Origin of the sequence: Salibacterium halotolerans (genome assembly GCF_900115625.1) — a bacterium.
Lineage (GTDB): Bacteria > Bacillota > Bacilli > Bacillales > Marinococcaceae > Salibacterium > Salibacterium halotolerans.
The window spans coordinates 1-17066 of record NZ_FOXD01000002.1; the positions used below are offsets into that span (position 1 = coordinate 1).

19 protein-coding genes are annotated in these 17066 nt (G+C 47.8%); 12 read left to right on the plus strand and 7 right to left on the minus strand.

What is annotated here, in order from left to right; all coding sequences use genetic code 11:
- Positions 1-92: 92 nt before the first annotated feature.
- Positions 93-380 (minus strand): hypothetical protein, encoded by a 288-nt coding sequence (locus BM124_RS01365; protein WP_093334868.1) that lies wholly within the window; start codon positions 378-380, stop codon positions 93-95.
- Between the two features lie 179 nt (positions 381-559).
- On the opposite strand from BM124_RS01365, the gene BM124_RS01370 reads away from it, so the two are divergent.
- Complete coding sequence (locus BM124_RS01370) at positions 560-2167, plus strand: ATP-binding protein (RefSeq protein ID WP_093334869.1); 1608 nt, start codon at positions 560-562, stop codon at positions 2165-2167.
- A complete protein-coding gene (locus BM124_RS01375) occupies positions 2154-2831 on the plus strand; it encodes a response regulator (RefSeq protein WP_093334870.1) in 678 nt (225 codons plus the stop codon). Before BM124_RS01370 ends, BM124_RS01375 begins: the two co-directional genes overlap by 14 nt.
- 46 nt (positions 2832-2877) lie before the next feature.
- Here BM124_RS01375 and BM124_RS01380 read toward each other — a convergent pair whose 3' ends face one another.
- The gene (locus tag BM124_RS01380; RefSeq protein WP_093334871.1) at positions 2878-4209 is read right to left on the minus strand and encodes a CitMHS family transporter; all 1332 of its coding nucleotides are present in this window, start codon (positions 4207-4209) and stop codon (positions 2878-2880) included.
- Positions 4210-4457: 248 nt separating this feature from the next.
- On the opposite strand from BM124_RS01380, the gene BM124_RS01385 reads away from it, so the two are divergent.
- From BM124_RS01385 to BM124_RS01400, 4 genes are all read left to right on the plus strand, one after another.
- Positions 4458-4784, plus strand: a complete 327-nt coding sequence (locus BM124_RS01385; protein WP_093334872.1) for a YnfA family protein — start codon at positions 4458-4460, stop codon at positions 4782-4784.
- A gap of 62 nt (positions 4785-4846) precedes the next feature.
- Positions 4847-5977 carry a mechanosensitive ion channel family protein gene (locus BM124_RS01390; RefSeq protein WP_244504192.1) on the plus strand — a complete coding sequence of 377 codons (1131 nt, stop codon included), beginning with the start codon at positions 4847-4849 and terminating at the stop codon, positions 5975-5977.
- A gap of 67 nt (positions 5978-6044) precedes the next feature.
- A complete protein-coding gene (locus BM124_RS01395) occupies positions 6045-6476 on the plus strand; it encodes an HPr family phosphocarrier protein (protein ID WP_093334873.1) in 432 nt (143 codons plus the stop codon).
- A gap of 176 nt (positions 6477-6652) precedes the next feature.
- Positions 6653-7216, plus strand: a complete 564-nt coding sequence (locus BM124_RS01400) for a hypothetical protein (RefSeq protein ID WP_093334874.1) — start codon at positions 6653-6655, stop codon at positions 7214-7216.
- A 60-nt stretch (positions 7217-7276) separates the two neighbouring features.
- Here the strand turns inward: BM124_RS01400 and BM124_RS01405 are convergent, their stop codons facing one another.
- Both BM124_RS01405 and BM124_RS01410 read right to left on the minus strand, forming a co-directional pair.
- A complete protein-coding gene (locus BM124_RS01405; RefSeq protein WP_093334875.1) occupies positions 7277-8494 on the minus strand; it encodes an MFS transporter in 1218 nt (405 codons plus the stop codon).
- 1 nt (position 8495) lies between these two features.
- Complete coding sequence (locus BM124_RS01410) at positions 8496-8915, minus strand: MarR family winged helix-turn-helix transcriptional regulator (RefSeq protein WP_093334876.1); 420 nt, start codon at positions 8913-8915, stop codon at positions 8496-8498.
- Between the two features lie 178 nt (positions 8916-9093).
- Here BM124_RS01410 and dapD point away from each other — a divergent pair, with 178 nt between their 5' ends.
- The 3 genes from dapD to BM124_RS01425 all read left to right on the plus strand — a co-directional run bounded on the left by dapD (position 9094) and on the right by BM124_RS01425 (position 12214).
- On the plus strand, positions 9094-9816 hold the full coding sequence (dapD, locus tag BM124_RS01415; protein WP_093334877.1) for a 2,3,4,5-tetrahydropyridine-2,6-dicarboxylate N-acetyltransferase: 723 nt from the start codon (positions 9094-9096) through the stop codon (positions 9814-9816).
- A 78-nt stretch (positions 9817-9894) separates the two neighbouring features.
- Positions 9895-11103, plus strand: coding sequence for an aspartate aminotransferase family protein (locus BM124_RS01420; protein ID WP_093334878.1), 1209 nt, complete (start codon positions 9895-9897; stop codon positions 11101-11103).
- A complete protein-coding gene (locus BM124_RS01425) occupies positions 11096-12214 on the plus strand; it encodes an N-acetyldiaminopimelate deacetylase (protein ID WP_093334879.1) in 1119 nt (372 codons plus the stop codon). The genes BM124_RS01420 and BM124_RS01425 overlap by 8 nt, the downstream gene beginning before the upstream one ends.
- A gap of 97 nt (positions 12215-12311) precedes the next feature.
- Here the strand turns inward: BM124_RS01425 and BM124_RS01430 are convergent, their stop codons facing one another.
- On the minus strand, positions 12312-13133 hold the full coding sequence (locus BM124_RS01430) for a mechanosensitive ion channel family protein (RefSeq protein ID WP_244504193.1): 822 nt from the start codon (positions 13131-13133) through the stop codon (positions 12312-12314).
- A 162-nt stretch (positions 13134-13295) separates the two neighbouring features.
- Between BM124_RS01430 and BM124_RS01435 the strand changes: the two genes are divergently transcribed.
- The 3 genes from BM124_RS01435 to BM124_RS01445 all read left to right on the plus strand — a co-directional run bounded on the left by BM124_RS01435 (position 13296) and on the right by BM124_RS01445 (position 15087).
- Complete coding sequence (locus BM124_RS01435) at positions 13296-13844, plus strand: peroxiredoxin (protein ID WP_093334880.1); 549 nt, start codon at positions 13296-13298, stop codon at positions 13842-13844.
- Positions 13845-13874: 30 nt separating this feature from the next.
- Complete coding sequence (locus BM124_RS01440) at positions 13875-14318, plus strand: TlpA family protein disulfide reductase (protein ID WP_093334881.1); 444 nt, start codon at positions 13875-13877, stop codon at positions 14316-14318.
- A 103-nt stretch (positions 14319-14421) separates the two neighbouring features.
- Complete coding sequence (locus tag BM124_RS01445) at positions 14422-15087, plus strand: potassium channel family protein (protein WP_093334882.1); 666 nt, start codon at positions 14422-14424, stop codon at positions 15085-15087.
- A gap of 53 nt (positions 15088-15140) precedes the next feature.
- Here the strand turns inward: BM124_RS01445 and rnjA are convergent, their stop codons facing one another.
- Positions 15141-16808, minus strand: a complete 1668-nt coding sequence (gene rnjA / locus BM124_RS01450) for a ribonuclease J1 (RefSeq protein ID WP_093334883.1) — start codon at positions 16806-16808, stop codon at positions 15141-15143.
- Positions 16809-16811: 3 nt separating this feature from the next.
- Positions 16812-17021 carry a DNA-dependent RNA polymerase subunit epsilon gene (locus BM124_RS01455; protein WP_093334884.1) on the minus strand — a complete coding sequence of 70 codons (210 nt, stop codon included), beginning with the start codon at positions 17019-17021 and terminating at the stop codon, positions 16812-16814.
- Between the last annotated feature and the right edge of the window lie 45 nt (positions 17022-17066).

A 17066-nucleotide genomic window follows, 5' to 3' on the forward strand; every position in this document is an offset into this window, starting at 1 on the left:
GATTTCCTTTTTTCCTCCAAGGTAGCCTCTCTATCTCAAAAGGAGTCACACCTTATTTATTTTAAAAATGTGTCTTGACAAAGGGGTCCACTTTAGTTCATGATCATATACAGCCAAAAATGGTGATGCGTGAAATATAAAATGATAATGGTACCGGCAAAAAACAAGCCATAGACAAATGATGTGATATTGGTCAGTAAAATAATATTTTCTTCTATCCGCCACCATTCAAACCGGTCTGCCATCTGAAAAACAAACGTCAGGATGAGCGTACCGTACATGGCAGCCGGGAACACTTTTTTTACACGGGTTTTGTTCAATGGGATCAGTGCCAACCAGGGGATGATAAAGGTTGCCCATAACAGCAGTTGGTTAAACAAAAAGTATCCGCCCTTTAACAGTTTCTTCTTTTTCCGTTTCTTTTCAGCATGCCCAGTAAGTGAAAATACAAACAGCGGGTAAACCGCCTGCGGGAACTAATTTCAACGCAAAACAGGGGTGTGCTAAAATAAGAAATAGGTGTCGTTTCGAGAATTTTCTTCTTTATGGGAGAGTGCCTATGTTTAAGTGGAAATTGTTTCACCGCATGACAGCGGTTATCGCTTTATTACTGACAGCGGTAACAGGCGTTCTGGCCGGCTTTTTTTACATATTCTTTTCAGATTCTCTGGAGCAGCAGGTTGGGCAGAATGCTCTAAACCTGGCCCACAGCGTAGCTGAGAGTCCTGAAATACAGGCAGCGTTTAACGACGACCATCCTTCAGAAACGATACAGCCTATTACAGAACGTATCCTGGAGCGCACCGGAGCTGAATTTATTGTCGTCGGAAACCGACAGAGTGTACGTTATTCCCATCCTGAACCGGATCGCATCGGTGAAACAATGATTGGAGGCGATAACAGAAGGGCTCTTCAGGAAGGAGAGAGCTATGTCTCCAGAGAAGAAGGATCGCTCGGTCCTTCGATACGGGGCAAGACTCCGGTATTTAATGAAAACGGCTCTGTCATTGGCGTGATAAGTGTCGGCTTCCTGCAGAAAAATGTAAACGATCTTATTACGGATTACAGCACCGAATTGTGGGTGGCTTTTGCTCTTTTGCTGCTGCTTGGGCTGACAGGTGCCCACTTTATCGTGAGGTGGATCAAGTCCAGTTTATTTGATCTCGAACCGGAAGAAATTGCGCAGTTGTACATACAAAAAGAAGGAGTGCTGCAGGCGGCCCATGAAAGCATCATAGCATTTGACAGTGCCGGCAATGCCACCTTTATGAATCGCAGCGCGGAGCAGGCTGTGTCTCAGAACGGGGATAAAACCGCTCTGCTGGAGACATTGGTTTCCAGTGACATACTTGAAACGGTGCTGAAAGAAGGAAGAGCACGGCATTTTGTAGAAAGGTCGCTGGCCGGAACGACCATGCTGCTTCATCTCATTCCGATCGAATACGGACCCCGGATTACCGGGGCGGTGGCATCGTTTCACCCCAAAAATGAGGTGGATCGTTTGAACATGGAACTTTCCGACATGCGGGCTTATTCGGAAACACTGCGCGCGCAGACGCATGAATTTTCCAATAAGCTGTTCACGATTTCCGGCCTGCTTCAGATGAATGAAGTGGATCAGGCAACGGAATACATACAATATGAAACCAAAACACAGCAAAACCGCATTCATTTCTTCACATCGAGAGTGGCGGACCCATCCGTTGCCGGTCTGCTGCTTGGGAAATACAATCAAGCGTATGAAAAAAATATTACACTGACCATACATCCGGACAGCAGTCTCTCCTCAAGACTGCCCGCTCTTTTGCAGCATACGGTGTTAACCGCTCTTGGCAATGTGCTCGATAATGCGTTTGAAGCTGTTCTCCGTAACGGACAAGCTGCTAAACAGGTTACGATCCATTTCACTGATATTGGAGATACGATTATATTCGAGGTGGATGATAATGGTCCGGGGTTGTCGGAGGAGGAAGCAGGTACGGTGTTTGAACGCGGCATTTCCACAAAGGAGGAAAGCGGCCACGGCTACGGCCTGTTTCTCGTCAAAGAAACGCTGGAGCATGTGAACGGAGACGTATATCTTGAAGAAAGCGAATGGGGAGGGGCGTGTGTGGTGCTCAGCTTTCCCAAATATAACGAGGAGGAACGCTCAAATGGAGAAATATAATGTATTGATTGTGGAAGATGATTTCCATGTTGCTGAAATCCTCGCTTCACGGGTGGATCAATCCGATTTTTTTCAAGCGATGCATAAGACAAAGACAGGGGAAGAAACGCTGCAATATCTGAATGATACAGACGCACCGCCTGATATTATTCTTCTTGATGTATACATTCCCGATGTCGAAGGGCTTGAATTACTTTGGTCTTTAAAAAAATCTGCCCGCCGCTCGGAAGTGATTATGATTACGGCAGCAACAGAAGCAAAAACGGTGGAAGAAGCCCTGCGTGCCGGTATTTTTGATTATATTATTAAGCCGATTCAGCTGGAACGTCTGGATGATGCGCTGCAGCAGTTTCTGCGTAAACAGCAGTTTCTAAAAGATCAGGTGGATCTCGATCAATCGTCCATAGACTATCTCGTGCAGAATAGAGAGAACAAAGGAGAAGACCTTCCAAAAGGGATAGATTCGCAGACACTGAAAATCATCCGGAATGTATTCGATGACGGCACAGCAGCCTGTTCTGCCTCGGAGACAGCGCGCCTCACCGGTGTCAGTCGTCCGACGGCCAGAAGGTATCTGGAATACCTGGTGAGTATCAATGAACTGTCCTTCTCCTCCACCTACGGCGAACCGGGACGGCCGCAGCGGCTTTACCGGAAAAAATAAAGCCGGTACGCTCTTTTTCAGCAGCGTACCGGCCCACTTTTTGTGGTTAAGACCCAATGATTCCCATGATCCAGGCGACAAAGAGCAGCAGGATACTGAATGCCCATACCCAGAAGAAAGAATATTTCAAGTGCTGTCCCATTTCCACTCTGGCAAGTCCCAGGCCGAGCCATAGGGCGGGCGCAAAAGGACTGACCATCGTACCAATGATATTGCCGACAACAAGCGTGTAAATGATTTTCGTGGATTCTACGCCGAAGCCGGAGACAATCTGTTCCACAATGGGAACAAGGGCAAAGTAATAAGCATCTGTACTGAGCAGCAGATCAAATGGTACACCGAAGAATCCGATAATCATATGAAGATAAGGCACAACCAGTCCGGGAAGAATGTTGACCAGACCGGAGGCCATTTCTTCGAGCATGCCGGTGCCCTCCAGAATCCCGAGAAACGTTCCGGCTGCAAGGATGATGCCGGCCATCATCAAGGCGTTCGGGGCGTGCTCTTTGATTCTGCCCATCTGTTCGTCAACAGACCGGTAGTTCAGAGGAAGCGCAATTGATAACCCGATCATGAACACGAAACCGGAAGGCAGCACGCCGCTCATTAACGTACCAATCAACAGCAGAGTGAAAATAATATTGAACCAGAGCATTTTGGGCCGCTTCAAAGAATCCCTGAATGCTTTTTCCTCTTCGTCCATTTCCAATGTTTCTGCCGCAGCGGCAATTTCTTCAGAAGCCGCTGTGCTTTCCTGCTTTTGTGCGATCCGTTTCTTCTCGCGAAGGCCGAATAATGCTCCTACAATGAATAACAGCACAATTTCGATAAGCTGCAGGGGAATGAGCGGTCTCCACAATGCTACAGGATCCATGTTCAGCACGGTAGCAGCACGCCCTATCGGTCCCGCCCATGGAAGCAGATTCATGACACCGACACTCAGCACCGTTAACAGCATTAAGAGGAGCGGACTCATGTTCAATCTTTTATATAAAGGAAGCAGTGCAGGAATCGTGATGAGAAACGTAGATGCCCCGGAGCCGTCAAGACCTGCAACGATTGCGATAGCAATAGTACCCATGGCGACAAGTACTACATTTCCTTTTGTCAGCGCTATCACTTTATCGATGATCGGGTCAAACAACCCGGCATCCTGCATCATACCAAAGAACAAAATAGCGAAAATGAACATAATGACAACAGACATGACAGAATCAATACCGTCCTGAAAGTAAGTGGTGAGCTCTTCAACCCCCGAACCGAGTATCAAAGCCGCTGCTACAGGAATTAATGTCATCGCGACAATGGGAGATAACTTCTTTGTGATCAGTAGTGTTACAATAGTAATGATTGTCAAAAAGCCGATAAAACTTACCATCGTAATCCTCCTTCTGGTTTTTGAAACGCTTTCATTTAATGTATCACAGCTGTTTTGTTTATTGATTTTTTGTATGTATTGATTATCTTTTCAATATAATGATTGTATTGTTCATAAAGTTTATGGGAAAAGGTGTGTGTTTTTCGATCCAGCGATGGGGGGAGATAAGCGGAAGGAAGGATATACATAGCCGCGGAGCTTTTAGTAAAATAAAAGAGAGGTCCGTATGGCATGAAAAGAGGGATGTAGTGATGTATGCCGTGCTGTTGTTTGTGCTTGCCGGCCTTGCGGAGATAAGCGGAGGCTATTTGATATGGGTATGGCTGCGTGAAAGCCGTCCATTTTGGTTCGGTTTATCGGGCGGCATACTGTTAATGCTGTATGGAGTTATTGCCGCTTTTCAGGTATTTCCGTCCTTTGGCCGGGTGTACGCCGCTTACGGCGGAGTATTTATTGTCATGTCCGTGCTTTGGGGGTGGCTTGTCGACCGCAAAACTCCTGATATGTACGACTGGATTGGAGCCGCCGTCTGTTTAATCGGTGTAAGCATTATGCTGTGGGCGCCCAGGCAGTAATACCAGACAAACTTAGAAATAACAGCAGCGGCTCAGGATAAGTGCCCATGGAGGGAAAACCAATGGATATTATTATGAATATCATAGAAGAGTGGTGGGAGGCGTTTCTGAGTCTTCCGTGGAGAAAGATAGGGATTGCCTGTCTCATCTTTCTCGTTATATTCACTTTCCGTAAAGTGTTCACTCGTTATATTTTCAAGATTGTGATGAGGTTTGCGCAAAAGTCGCCTACCTCCTTCTTTACCAATATGCTGACCGCGTTTGAAAAGCCGGTCCGCTTCTTTATCGGAGTTCTTGGCATATATCTGGCGCTCCTCTATCTTCCTATACCGCTCGAGTCGATGACTGTAATCAATACAGTGTACCGATCTATAGTCATTGTGGTGATCGGCTGGGGGTTGTTCAATTTTGCTTCGTCGAGTTCCAATCTGTTTCACCGTTTCTCTCACAAAATGGAGGACGGAGCCGACAGTATGGTGATTCCATTTCTGTCGAAGCTCACCCGCTTTGCCATTGTACTGCTGACTATTACCCTGGTTGCCTACGAGTGGGGATATAATATTAATGGGCTGGTGGCCGGGCTCGGGCTCGGAGGTCTTGCCGTCGCGCTTGCCGCGCAGGAAACCCTCAGCAACTTTCTCGGCGGTGTTATTATTGTGACGGAACGTCCGTTCAAAAGCGGAGACTGGATTGAGACACCTACCGTTGAAGGCATGGTGGAGGATATCAGCTTCCGCAGTACAGAAGTCCGGACGTTTGCGGATTCGCTTGTCACCGTACCGAATAAAATTCTTGCCAGTGAAGCTATTACGAACTGGTCGGAAATGAGTGTTCGCCGCATTATGTTTACGGTGGGAGTGGAATATGGCACGTCACCGGAAAAAATCGAAACCGTTGTACAGCGCGTGGATCAGCTGCTGCGTGATCATGAAGAAGTGGATAACGAATTGATACTCGTTCGTTTCAGCGAAATGAGTGAGTCGTCTTACGATATTTTTGTCTATTTCTTCACAAAATCCACAGCCTGGCTGGAATGGTATAAAGTAAAAGAAGAAATCAACCTGACCATCATCCGGATTCTCGAAGAAGAAGGTGTGAAAGCGGCGTTTCCTTCCCGTTCGCTGTATGTGGAAAAGGTACCAAAAGACTGGGAGGGTGTTGTCCGGGAGACATCCGGGCCGCAGGAAGAATAGATGTTCTGCGACATTTCTGTGACACCTTACCGCCCGGTGGTGGAAAATACGGCTTGCTCCTTTTATAATGGCGGAGGATTCCATTGGAAAAGGGGAATGCGTTTTGGAACAGACGGCTGTATTTTCTTTGTTTAAGGGACTATCAGTGCAGAAAGTGATGGAGCTTGTTCATCATTTGGAGCGATATAACAGTGACGTGTTTTTTGAAAAAAAACAGACATCCGCAAATGGTAAAAGCATGCTTGGGATGATGTCGGTTTTTACGACCATACGTATCGGCGACAAGGTTCATGTCCGCGCCAGAGGGACGGATGCATCAACGCTGATATCGAGTGTTCACTCTTTTCTTGAAGACGCTGAAGCAGCAGAGGAAACGCTCGGGTACTGGGAAGAAGAAGGCATGGAAACCGTTGAAAAAGCGATGACGGCATCTCTTCATAACTGGACGCCGGAAGTACGAAACGTAGCAAAATCCTATTTAAAAACGACAAGACATTAATATAAAAAAAAGAACTGTTTTTCCAGCATTGTTTCACTGGAAAAACAGTTCTTTTTTTGAAAAGCCTTCAGGAATTGAGACGAAAGTTTCATTTTTCGGCTTGAAGGAAATCGTAGTGTAAATTTGTACAGAAGGGGAAATAGAAGTAGTAGAGAAAACGAAAGGAGGGGGCGTCGTTGATAAAGACAGGCACCGCTGTTTTATTCATGGGTGTGGCATTGCTGGCATCGTGCGGACAATCGGATATGCAGGAAACCGGCACGACACAGGCGGCTGCGTCATCTGCTGCTCTTCAAGTGCAGGACAAACAGCCCCTCTCCGACGTGAAAAGTGTCACCGATCAAAAGGGAGAGGGGGAAACACAGTTTAACCGTCTGCTTCAGAATGAGAAGTCTGTCTCCTTGTTTTCCCTTCTGCATCGTGACAGAGAACAGATGAAACAGGAAGCCGGAACGCCGCAGGAGGAAGGCTCCTTTGAAGGAGCACCGTTTATGCGTTACGGCAGCGGAACGTTCTTTTTCCCCGGCGGATCGGAACAGGCGGAAGTATTTGCTGTACAGAACCCTGAAATAACTGCCGGCGGAGTAACGGAGCAGGCAGGTTCTCCGGATAAGGCATACGAGAACAAAATGGAAGGGCTTTGGACGGAAGAATATACGTATGAAGACGGCACGATTATCGTAGAAAAACAAGCCGAAAACACAGAGGAAATCAGCACTCTCTGGTTTAAATCATCATAAATACAAAAAAAGCAGACGAAAAGACGGAGTATGGGAAATGTCCCGCTCCGTCTTTTTACGTTACCGGCTGGAAGACTCAACTTCCTGCTGTCTCCAATGTTCTGCAGCCGACGCTTGTTTCTTGTCGAGCATCATCTGAAAGAGACCGCAAAGCAGCACGACAAAGACGGCACTTCCAGCAAAAAGCATAGAGAATCCGGTATAGGTTACGACAATACCAAGTAGGAAAGACCCGGCTGCAACGCCTAAATCAAACATCATGAAAAACGTAGCCGTCGCATAACTGTTCCGCTCTGGTGAGGCGGCCTGCACCGAAAGCGACAGCAGCGAGGGAAGCAGTGTTCCGTATCCGACACCAATCAAAGCCGCAGAGATAAGAAAAGAAACCGTACCTTCCGCGAAACTTAGAAGCCCAAGCCCCGCTGCAAAGATAAACAGACACGGGATAATGACAATTCTCGGGCCGCGTGCGTCAAACAGACGGCCGAGATACGGACGGCTGAGAAGCATGGTTACTGCAAAAACCAGGAAAAAATAACTGGATACAGACGCCAGTCCAAGTTGATCCGCATAGACCGAAATAAATGAAATCACGCCGGAGTAGGCAAAAGCCACCAGACTGCTGGCGGCGGCAATCGGCAGTGCTTTTTGCTCGATTAAATCTCTGAGGGATGTTTTACCGCTTTCTTTGGATGGAGCTTTTGGTATTTCTTTCGGCCGCACGAGAAACGCGGACAAGGTGCCTGCAATCATAATGATACTTAAAAGAACAAACAAGAACTGATAGGACACGAATTGTGTCAAGGTAAGACCGAGAAAAGGTCCGGCCACAACAGCCAGATTCATGGACATGGTGAAATAGCCGAGTCCTTCTCCGCGTCTTGCGTCAGGGACGACATCTGCCGCAATCGCTGATGTCGCAGTTGTTAATATACCAAACGACAAACCGTGAAAAATGCGGAGCAGAATGAGTGGAGCGAAAGCATCAACCCAGATATAACCGAATGTTGAAATGGTAAAGACGACCACGGTGATAAGCAGTATATTTTTCTTCCCGCCCCAATCCAGTATCTTTCCGGAAAATGGTCGGATGATAATGGCGGTGATGAACATTGCCGTAACGACGAGACCTCCTTTGGATTCGGAGCCGCCAAGTTCGTTAATGACATAGAGCGGGAGGGTGGTGAGCAGTGTGTAAAAAATGACAAAGACGATGAAATGGACGAGAGAAATGCTGAGAAAGTCTTTTGTCCAGATCGGTTGTTTCGTTTGATTCAAGTTAAACCCTTCTTTCTTCGATTCCGAGTTTCTGCAGCAGCGTGTAAAGCTGCTTCGCTTCTTCCCGGGTTAACGAGCCGGTGAAGTGGTGCTCCATCTGTTCAACACTTTCCTTCACCTTCGGCAGCTGCTGTTTTGCTTCATCGGTTATAACCGCAATACGTTCCCGGCGGTCCCGACCGTACTGTCTGCTGACCCAGCCGTTTTCTTCCATTTTGGCAAGGGTACGGGTTACTGTCGGTGCTTCCACCTGAAGGTATTTCCAGATCTCGGTCTGTGTCATTGGGCCATTTTTCATCAGAATATATAAAATAGTCCATTGGGAAGCATACAGACCGTGCGGCTGTACCTGGTCATTCAGTTCTTTTGAGAAATTCCGGGCTTTCTGATTCAGTAAATGGATGAGTCCGCTTGTATCCATGACAAACTCCTTATTATTTACTTAAGTAATTAATAACATACCTGCTAAGTATAACGACCATTCACATCCCTGTAAACCGGGGTTTTTCATGTAAGGGGATACAAAAGAGACAGAATGGTTTCTTTCGCCTGTGACGTATGATAATCTATGAAGGAGAATATTTGAGGAGGCACGTGATATGAACCAGATGGATGCCAATGAAATTATTTCGTTTATTTCAGAAAGTGAAAAAACGACACCAGTGAAAGTACATATTAAAGGAGACGGTCTGGAACTGATTGGTTTCGGTAATGATACGAAACGTTTCATTACCGGAAATACAGGCGTTCTTTTCGGAGAATGGAAAGAGATTCAAAAAGGAATCGAAGAAAACCCGGACAAAATCGAAGACTATGTCATTGAGAATGACCGCCGTAACAGTGCTATTCCGCTCCTTGACCTGAAAGACGTGCAGGCCCGCATCGAACCGGGTGCTGTCATCCGCGACCAGGTGGATATCGGCAAAAACGCGGTCATCATGATGGGTGCAACCATCAACATCGGCGCTGTCGTTGGAGAAAATACAATGATCGATATGAACGTCGCGCTCGGTGGACGAGCTACTGTGGGAAGCAACTGCCATATCGGCGCCGGATCGATTCTTGCAGGGGTCATTGAGCCGCCTTCCGCGCAGCCGGTCGTTATCGAAGACGGTGTCGTCGTCGGTGCGAACTGCGTTATCCTCGAGGGTGTTACCGTCGGCGAAGGAGCTGTTGTCGCCGCTGGAGCCGTCGTCACCGAAGACGTACCGGCCAATACCGTCGCTGCCGGAACCCCGGCCCGTGTCATCAAAGAAATTGACGATCAGACAAAAGGCAAAACAGAAATGAAGCAGGAACTGCGCCGCTTAAACGACGACTAATAATACTGCACGATCTGCCCGGTCTGAAACACTGTTTTCAGCCGGGTATTTTTCCATCAAAAGAAGGGACGAGTCACAATGAACTGGATGAACAGGGACCAGCAGTATATCATGAACACCTATCAGCGTCTTCCCATCGCTGTAACAAAAGGAGAGGGGAACTACCTGTACGATGAAGAAGGAAACAGCTACCTCGATTTATTTACAGGACTTGCTGTGAACATATTAGGCCACTCCCATCCTTACCTGGTTCAAAAGCTCGAAGAACAGGCAGGACAATTTCTGCATATTTCGAATGTATTCCTGAATACACCGGCCATCACGTTGGCCGAACGGCTTGTAAAAGAAACATTTCCGGGAAAAGTGTTTTTTTCTAATTCAGGAACAGAAGCTGTGGAAGCGGCGGTTAAGCTCATTCATAAATGGAAAAAGCAGGATACGGATGAAAAGGACGGCATCGCGGTCCTTGGGAACAGTTTTCACGGTCGGACGCTCGGCGCGGTGAAGCTGACACGTCAGGAAAATGTGTATCAGGATTTCCCGGCGGCGGATTATCCGGTCTATGAAACAGCGCCTGAAGATCTGGAGGCACTGGAACGCCTGTTTCAGGAAAAGAAACCGGCTGCGTTTATGATGGAACCGGTCCTTGGCTCCGGTGGCATTATGCCTGCATCCCGCTCGTTTCTGGAAGGGGCGGCTGCGCTCTGCCGCCGGTACCGGGTACTGTTCTGTCTGGATGAAATACAGACCGGCATGGGAAGAACGGGGGAGCTGTTTGCCTATCAGCATACTGATGTAACACCGGACCTGCTTCTCTTTGCCAAAGGAGTCGGAGGCGGTCTGCCGCTCGGAGGAATGATTGCACGCGAAGGGCTTGATACGTTGTTTACTCCGGGAGATCACGGAGCGACGTTTGCACCGAGTCCGCTCAGCGCCGCCCTTGGTAATGCCGTGCTGGATGTGCTGCTGGAGCAGGGGGGACTGGAACAGGGAAAAGAAAACGCTGGGTATTTATGGAACAGTCTGGAGTATCTTAAAGTAAGAAGCGGAGGTCTGCTCCGTGAAGTCCGCGGGCAGGGGATGATGCTCGGTCTTCGTCTGCAGGTGTCCCCGGAAGATGTACAGCGGATTCAGAAACAGCTGCTCCGGCGCGGCTTTATGGTCAATGTGACGCAGCAGACCATTATTCGTCTGCTGCCGCCTCTGACACTCAAACCGGAGGATACGGATGCATTTACCGGGGCGCTGGAAGAGGAATTACTGAAGGAGGTATCCATCCATGACTGAAGAGGAACTGCTTACGCTCCGCAGGCAGCTGCATCAGATTCCGGAACCGGGGTTTGAAGAGTGGAAGACACAGGAACTGCTGCTTGAGACTATCAGCGGCATGCCGCAGGACCATCTTACGGTGCGCACGTGGAGAAGCGGCATATTCGTATATGTGGAAGGAACAGCCCCGGAAAAAACGATAGGGTACCGGACCGACATGGATGGCCTTCCGATGCAGGAGCAGACGACGCTCTCCTTTCCGTCCTCGCATGAAGGGTATATGCATGCGTGTGGTCATGACATGCATATGACGATTGCGGTTGGTATTTTGTCTCATTTTGCAGCCAGGCAGCCGAAAGACAATCTTCTGTTTTTGTTCCAGCCGGCGGAAGAAGGACCAGGGGGCGCGCTGCCGATGCTTCGTTCGCAGCCGTTTCAGGAATGGAAACCGGATGAGATGTACGCCCTTCACGTCGCACCGGAATACAAAGCAGGTACGGTTGCCGTAAAGCCTGGGCTGCTTTTTGCCAATACATCGGAACTGTTTATAGATCTAAAAGGACAGGGAGGCCACGGGGCAAGACCCCATACCGCCAACGATATGGTCGTAGCTGCTTCCCACCTTGTCACCCAGCTTCAGACGATCGTCTCCCGTAATGTGAATCCGATGGACGCAGCCGTTGTGACAGTAGGAACAATCTCCGGCGGGGCGAAACAAAATATCATAGCAGAAACAGCGCGTCTGGAGGGAACAATTCGTGCGTTGTCCGCAGGCAGCATGAAAGAAGTGAAAAAGCGGATCCAATCCCTGACCGCAGGCATTGAAACCGGTTTTGACTGCGAAATCTCGATTGACTGGGGTTCAGCTTATTGTCAGGTCCATAACGACAAGGCGTTAACGGACGCGTTTATGCAGTTTACGTCGGAAGAAAGCGCCATGGAGTTGGTGGAATGCGGCGAGGCTATGACCGGGGAGGACTTCGGATATTTTCTGGAAGAACTGCCGGGCGTTATGTTCTGGCTCGGCGTCGATACGCCGCACGGGCTGCACGATGCCCGTATCGAACCGAAAGAAGAAGCCATCGCACGTGCCGTCAGCCACATGACCTCCTTTTTATCCCGTAAGTAAGGATTCGGACTTGGCAAAATAAGAAAACATGGATCCGTACAAAAAGCCGCGGAAAGCAAATGCTTTCCGCGGCTTTTTGCATGGCTTATTGCATGGCTTATTGTTCCTGGCGTTTGTCCACATAAACCTGATGGGGATACGGGATGTCGATACCGTTTTTGTCGAGTGCTTCCTTGCATGCTTTGCGGAGTTTACGTTCAATGCCCCATTGTTCCATGTTCTCGGTTTTTCCGAGAATTCGGATGACAACGTCGGATTCTCCGATGCCCTGAACGCCTAAAACGTCAGGTCCTTCTTTGATGGCAGGTTCTTCAGCAGCGAGCTGGTCGCACACATCCTGCAGCACCCGGACCGCTTCATCGATATTGTCATCATACGAGATGCCGATATCAATCATTGCCCTCATGTTGCCACGGGAATGATTATCGACGTTGCTTATGTTGCGGTTCGGAATAAAATGAAGCGTTCCGTCAAAGCCGCGGATCTGGGTGGTGCGCAGTCCGACTTCTTCCACGACACCGCCTACGCCTGCTGCGCTTACGTAGTCTTCGACGTCAATCTGCTTTTCAAGCAGAATGAAAAATCCGGTGACAACATCGCTGACGAGACCCTGAGCCCCAAAGCCGATAGCAAGTCCGACTACACCGGCACCAGCGATAAGAGGCGCGATTTCAAGGCCGAAAATCCCGATAAGTATAGTGAAAAAGATAAAAATCAAGACGTAGGAAAAGACACTCACGGACAGCTTATTCAACGTCTGCACCCGTCCCGGCTGCATATTTTTCTGTTCTTTCATACGCGAAAACGAGCGGTTAATAATATTCTTTCCAACGGCACGTACAATCAGAAATACGATGAGCAGCAATATAATTCTGAGCGCGCCTTCAAGTAAAGTGGATATGTCCAAAAAATCTGCCAAAACCCGTCACTCCTTTATGTATTCTCATGCTTATAGTACCCCGGCTCTGCTCTGACAAAACGTATCACTTTTTGTCAGGAAAACTCATTATAACATAATAACGCTTCATGTATAAGATAACAAGGAGAACGTCACCGCTTAACGGAGAAAGGAGCTTGAATCATGACCGCATCTCAGCTTGTTGGAAAAACAGCCCCGCTTTTCCGGGCGAAAGCGCTGTTTCCAGATCAATCAGAAGGCATGTTGCAGCTTTCTTCCTGGCAGAGCAAAGGAAAGTATATCATTTTATTTTTCTATCCGATGGATTTTTCTATCGTCTGCCCAACGGAAATAACGGCTCTTCATGACCGCATCGAAGATTTTGAGGATCTCGATACGGAGATTCTTGGTATTTCGACAGATTCTATCTATGTTCATGAGGCTTGGACGAATACTGCCCGTGAAGACAATGGAATTGGAAACATTGCATTCCCTCTTATTTCGGACAGCAATCACCGGATATCCAGAGATTACGGTGTACTGCAGGAGTCAGAAGGAACGGCTGCGAGAGCTATGTTCATTATTAGTCCGGAGGGTACTGTGATGTATTCCCTCGTACATCATGACAACATCGGAAGAGATGTAGAGGAGACATTGCGGGTGCTTGAAGCACTGCAGACAGGAAAGCCCTGCCCGGCGGACTGGAAGCCGGGAACACGGACGATCGAATAGCATAAAAGGTGAAACCGGGGAGGTGTTACGATGAAAAAAGAAATGAAACGTCCTTCTTTTAACGGTGATGGATATTGGCTCAACGAAACCTGGACCGAAGAACAGGCGGACGACGGATGTCCTGTGTTGATTTACTTCTGGTCTGTCAGCTGCAGTCACTGTGACAAAGCTGTGCCGGCGTTAATCCGACGTCTAAGTCGGCACCGGTCGGATCTCCATGTCATATCTGTACACATGCCCCGATCTGCCAAAGATAAGAACACAGAAAAAGTGAAAAGTAAAGCATCATCCTTAAATATTACCCATCCTCTTCTGGTTGATCAGGATCATTTGGTGTCCGATGCGTGTCAGAACGATTATGTTCCTTCCTATTATCTATTTCATCCTGACAAAACGCTGTTTCACATGCAGTCCGGCGACAGTGGCATGACACTCCTTACGAAAAAAATAGACCGGTTGCTGCAGAACCTGTAGGAGAGTCCGGCAGCAGGTGCAGATCCTGCTTTTGCGCCGAAACGTTTCATCGTTTAAAATATAAGAAGCTGTAGAAATTGAACGAACGTTCGGAGGATGAACCATGAAAAAACAATTTGCGGTGATTGGTCTCGGCCGTTTCGGAGGAAGTATCTGCAAATCTCTTGTGGATGAGGGTAGTGAAGTGCTCGCGATCGATCAGGATGAAGATAAAGTGAATGAATTCTCATCTCTTGTGACGCATGCGGTGATTGCTGATTCAACGGATGAAAAAGCCTTGAAAGGACTGGGCATCCGGAATTTTGATCACGTTATCGTTGCGATTGGAGACGATATACAATCAAGTATTCTGACCACCCTGATTCTCGTGGAGATGAACGTGAAGCATGTAACAGTTAAAGCGCAGAACGATTATCATGAAAAAGTGCTGAATCGTATCGGAGCGGATGAAATCATTCATCCGGAACGGGACATCGGGGTGCGTATTGCCCATAACGTGGTTTCCAACAGTGTGCTGGATTATCTGGAAATTTCCGATGAATACAGCATCGTAGAGCTGGCAGCGGGCCCTACCATTGATGGCGAAACGATTGTTGATCTCGATCTTCGTGCCAGATACGGATGTAATATTCTCGCTGTAAAAAGAGATGAAAATATTCACGTATCCCCAAGACCAGATAAAAAAATAGAAGAAGGAGATATTTTAATAGTTATCGGTGCGGATAATGACATCACCCGCCTGGAAACCCGCTGGATTGACGAGACATAAAAAAGGAGGCTGTCTTCTGTTTAGGAAGACAGCCTCCCTTTTTGTGTCCGTTGTCATACTTCCATGATGATAGGAAGGATCATGGGCTTTCGTTTTGTCTTTTCATAAAGATACGGGGAAAGCTGATCAATCACTTCGTTTTTTATTTCGGACCACTGGGTGGTTTTTCGTTTCATTACTTCTTCAAGATGTGTGGTCAGTTTCGTCTGGGCATCGTTGATAAGGTCGCTTGATTCACGCATGTACACGAATCCACGCGAAATAATATCCGGTCCGGCCGATACTTTGAAATTTTTCATGTCTATGCTGACCACGACGACAACAAGACCTTCCTCTGATAAAATGCGGCGGTCACGCAGCACAATGTTTCCGATATCTCCAATCCCGTTTCCATCCACGTAGACAGAGCCGGAAGGAACCTTCCCAAGCGGCGACGCACTTTTTCTGGTGAGGGCGAGAACTTCGCCGTTTTCCATGACAAACGAATTCTCCTCCGGAACGCCGCAGTCTCTGGCCAGCTTCGTGTGCATCTTTAACATCCGGTATTCTCCGTGGATCGGCATGAAATACTGCGGCTTTAACAGGCGGAGCATTAATTTCTGCTCTTCCTGGCCGCCGTGTCCGGATGTATGGATATTGTTCAGAGAACCGTGAATGACTTTTGCTCCTGCCCGTGACAGCTGATTTATAATTTTATTAACCGACAAAGTGTTGCCGGGGATCGGAGAGCTTGAGAAAACTACGGTGTCTCCAGGGATGATCTGAATCTGGCGGTGGGTTCCGTGAGCGACACGGGAAAGAGCCGCCATCGGTTCGCCTTGACTGCCTGTACATAAAATGGCCGCCTGGTTGTCCGGAATCCGGTTGAGCTGGGACGCATCAATGAATGTTCCCTTCGGCGCTTTGATATATCCGAGTTCCTGTCCAATGGTGATGGAAGATTCCATGCTGCGTCCGAATACGGCAATTTTACGTCCGTCCTGCACAGCGGCTTCCACCGCCTGCTGCAAACGGTAAATATTGGAGGCGAACGTAGCAAAAATCAATCTGCCTTCCGCCTGCCTGAATATATTGTCGATACTTTTGCCTACCGTCCGTTCTGACATGGTGAATCCCGGTACTTCACTGTTTGTGCTGTCCGACAACAGACAGAGAACGCCTTCCTCCCCGATTTGGGCCATCTTCGAGAGGTTGGCCGGTTCTCCGACCGGAGTGAAATCAAATTTGAAATCTCCTGTCTGAACGATGTTACCTTCCGGGGTATTCACAACGATCCCGAAAGAATCAGGAATGCTGTGCGTCGTCCGGAAAAAAGAAACTTTTGTTTTTTTGAACTTAATAACCTGATCTTCATTAATCACATTCAGTTTAGCTTTTCTCAGCAGTCCGTGCTCTTCCAGTTTTCCTTTCAAAAGTCCGATGGAGAGCTTTCCGCCGTAGATGGGGACATTCAATTCCCGGAGAAGATATGGAATGCCGCCGATATGGTCTTCGTGACCATGTGTGACAAAAAGGCCCTTGATTTTGTCCTTATTACGGGCCAGATAGGTGTAATCAGGTATTACATAGTCGATCCCCAGTAGTTCGTCTTCTGGAAACATGATTCCGGCGTCAATGAGAATAATCTCATCCTGGTATTGTATGGCATACGTGTTTTTGCCGATTTCGCCTAGACCTCCGAGCGCGAAAACAGCAACCTGATTTTTTTTCATCTGCTTCATGCTCTACAGATTCTCCACTTTGAAATCTTCTTTTTTCTGTTCATGTTTCAACAAGCCCTCGGAAACCGGTTGAATGAATTCAATATTGTAATTTCTATCTGCCAATTTGCGCCGTACTTCCCGTTCTGTTTCCGCTTCAACAAACATGGTGTCTGTATTTTCACGCACAGGTATCTGGCTGAAGTCTTTCTGGTAAAACACTTTAAAAATCATATTGCTATCTCTCCTTTAATGTATAAATCAAAACGTGCAGCAGCG

Bases quoted from the DNA above. Each gene is read 5' to 3' on its own strand.
- BM124_RS01425 (WP_093334879.1), top strand. From the start codon at position 11,096: ATGACTGAAGAGGAACTGCTTACGCTCCGCAGGCAGCTGCATCAGATT.
- BM124_RS01445 (WP_093334882.1), top strand. From the start codon at position 14,422: ATGAAAAAACAATTTGCGGTGATTGGTCTCGGCCGTTTCGGAGGAAGT.
- BM124_RS01370 (WP_093334869.1), top strand. From the start codon at position 560: ATGTTTAAGTGGAAATTGTTTCACCGCATGACAGCGGTTATCGCTTTA.
- BM124_RS01455 (WP_093334884.1), bottom strand. From the start codon at position 17,021: ATGATTTTTAAAGTGTTTTACCAGAAAGACTTCAGCCAGATACCTGTG.
- BM124_RS01380 (WP_093334871.1), bottom strand. From the start codon at position 4,209: ATGGTAAGTTTTATCGGCTTTTTGACAATCATTACTATTGTAACACTA.
- rnjA (WP_093334883.1), bottom strand. From the start codon at position 16,808: ATGAAGCAGATGAAAAAAAATCAGGTTGCTGTTTTCGCGCTCGGAGGT.
- BM124_RS01435 (WP_093334880.1), top strand. From the start codon at position 13,296: ATGACCGCATCTCAGCTTGTTGGAAAAACAGCCCCGCTTTTCCGGGCG.
- BM124_RS01390 (WP_244504192.1), top strand. From the start codon at position 4,847: ATGGATATTATTATGAATATCATAGAAGAGTGGTGGGAGGCGTTTCTG.
- BM124_RS01395 (WP_093334873.1), top strand. From the start codon at position 6,045: ATGGCGGAGGATTCCATTGGAAAAGGGGAATGCGTTTTGGAACAGACG.
- BM124_RS01440 (WP_093334881.1), top strand. From the start codon at position 13,875: ATGAAAAAAGAAATGAAACGTCCTTCTTTTAACGGTGATGGATATTGG.
- BM124_RS01375 (WP_093334870.1), top strand. From the start codon at position 2,154: ATGGAGAAATATAATGTATTGATTGTGGAAGATGATTTCCATGTTGCT.
- BM124_RS01420 (WP_093334878.1), top strand. From the start codon at position 9,895: ATGAACTGGATGAACAGGGACCAGCAGTATATCATGAACACCTATCAG.
- dapD (WP_093334877.1), top strand. From the start codon at position 9,094: ATGAACCAGATGGATGCCAATGAAATTATTTCGTTTATTTCAGAAAGT.
- BM124_RS01410 (WP_093334876.1), bottom strand. From the start codon at position 8,915: ATGGATACAAGCGGACTCATCCATTTACTGAATCAGAAAGCCCGGAAT.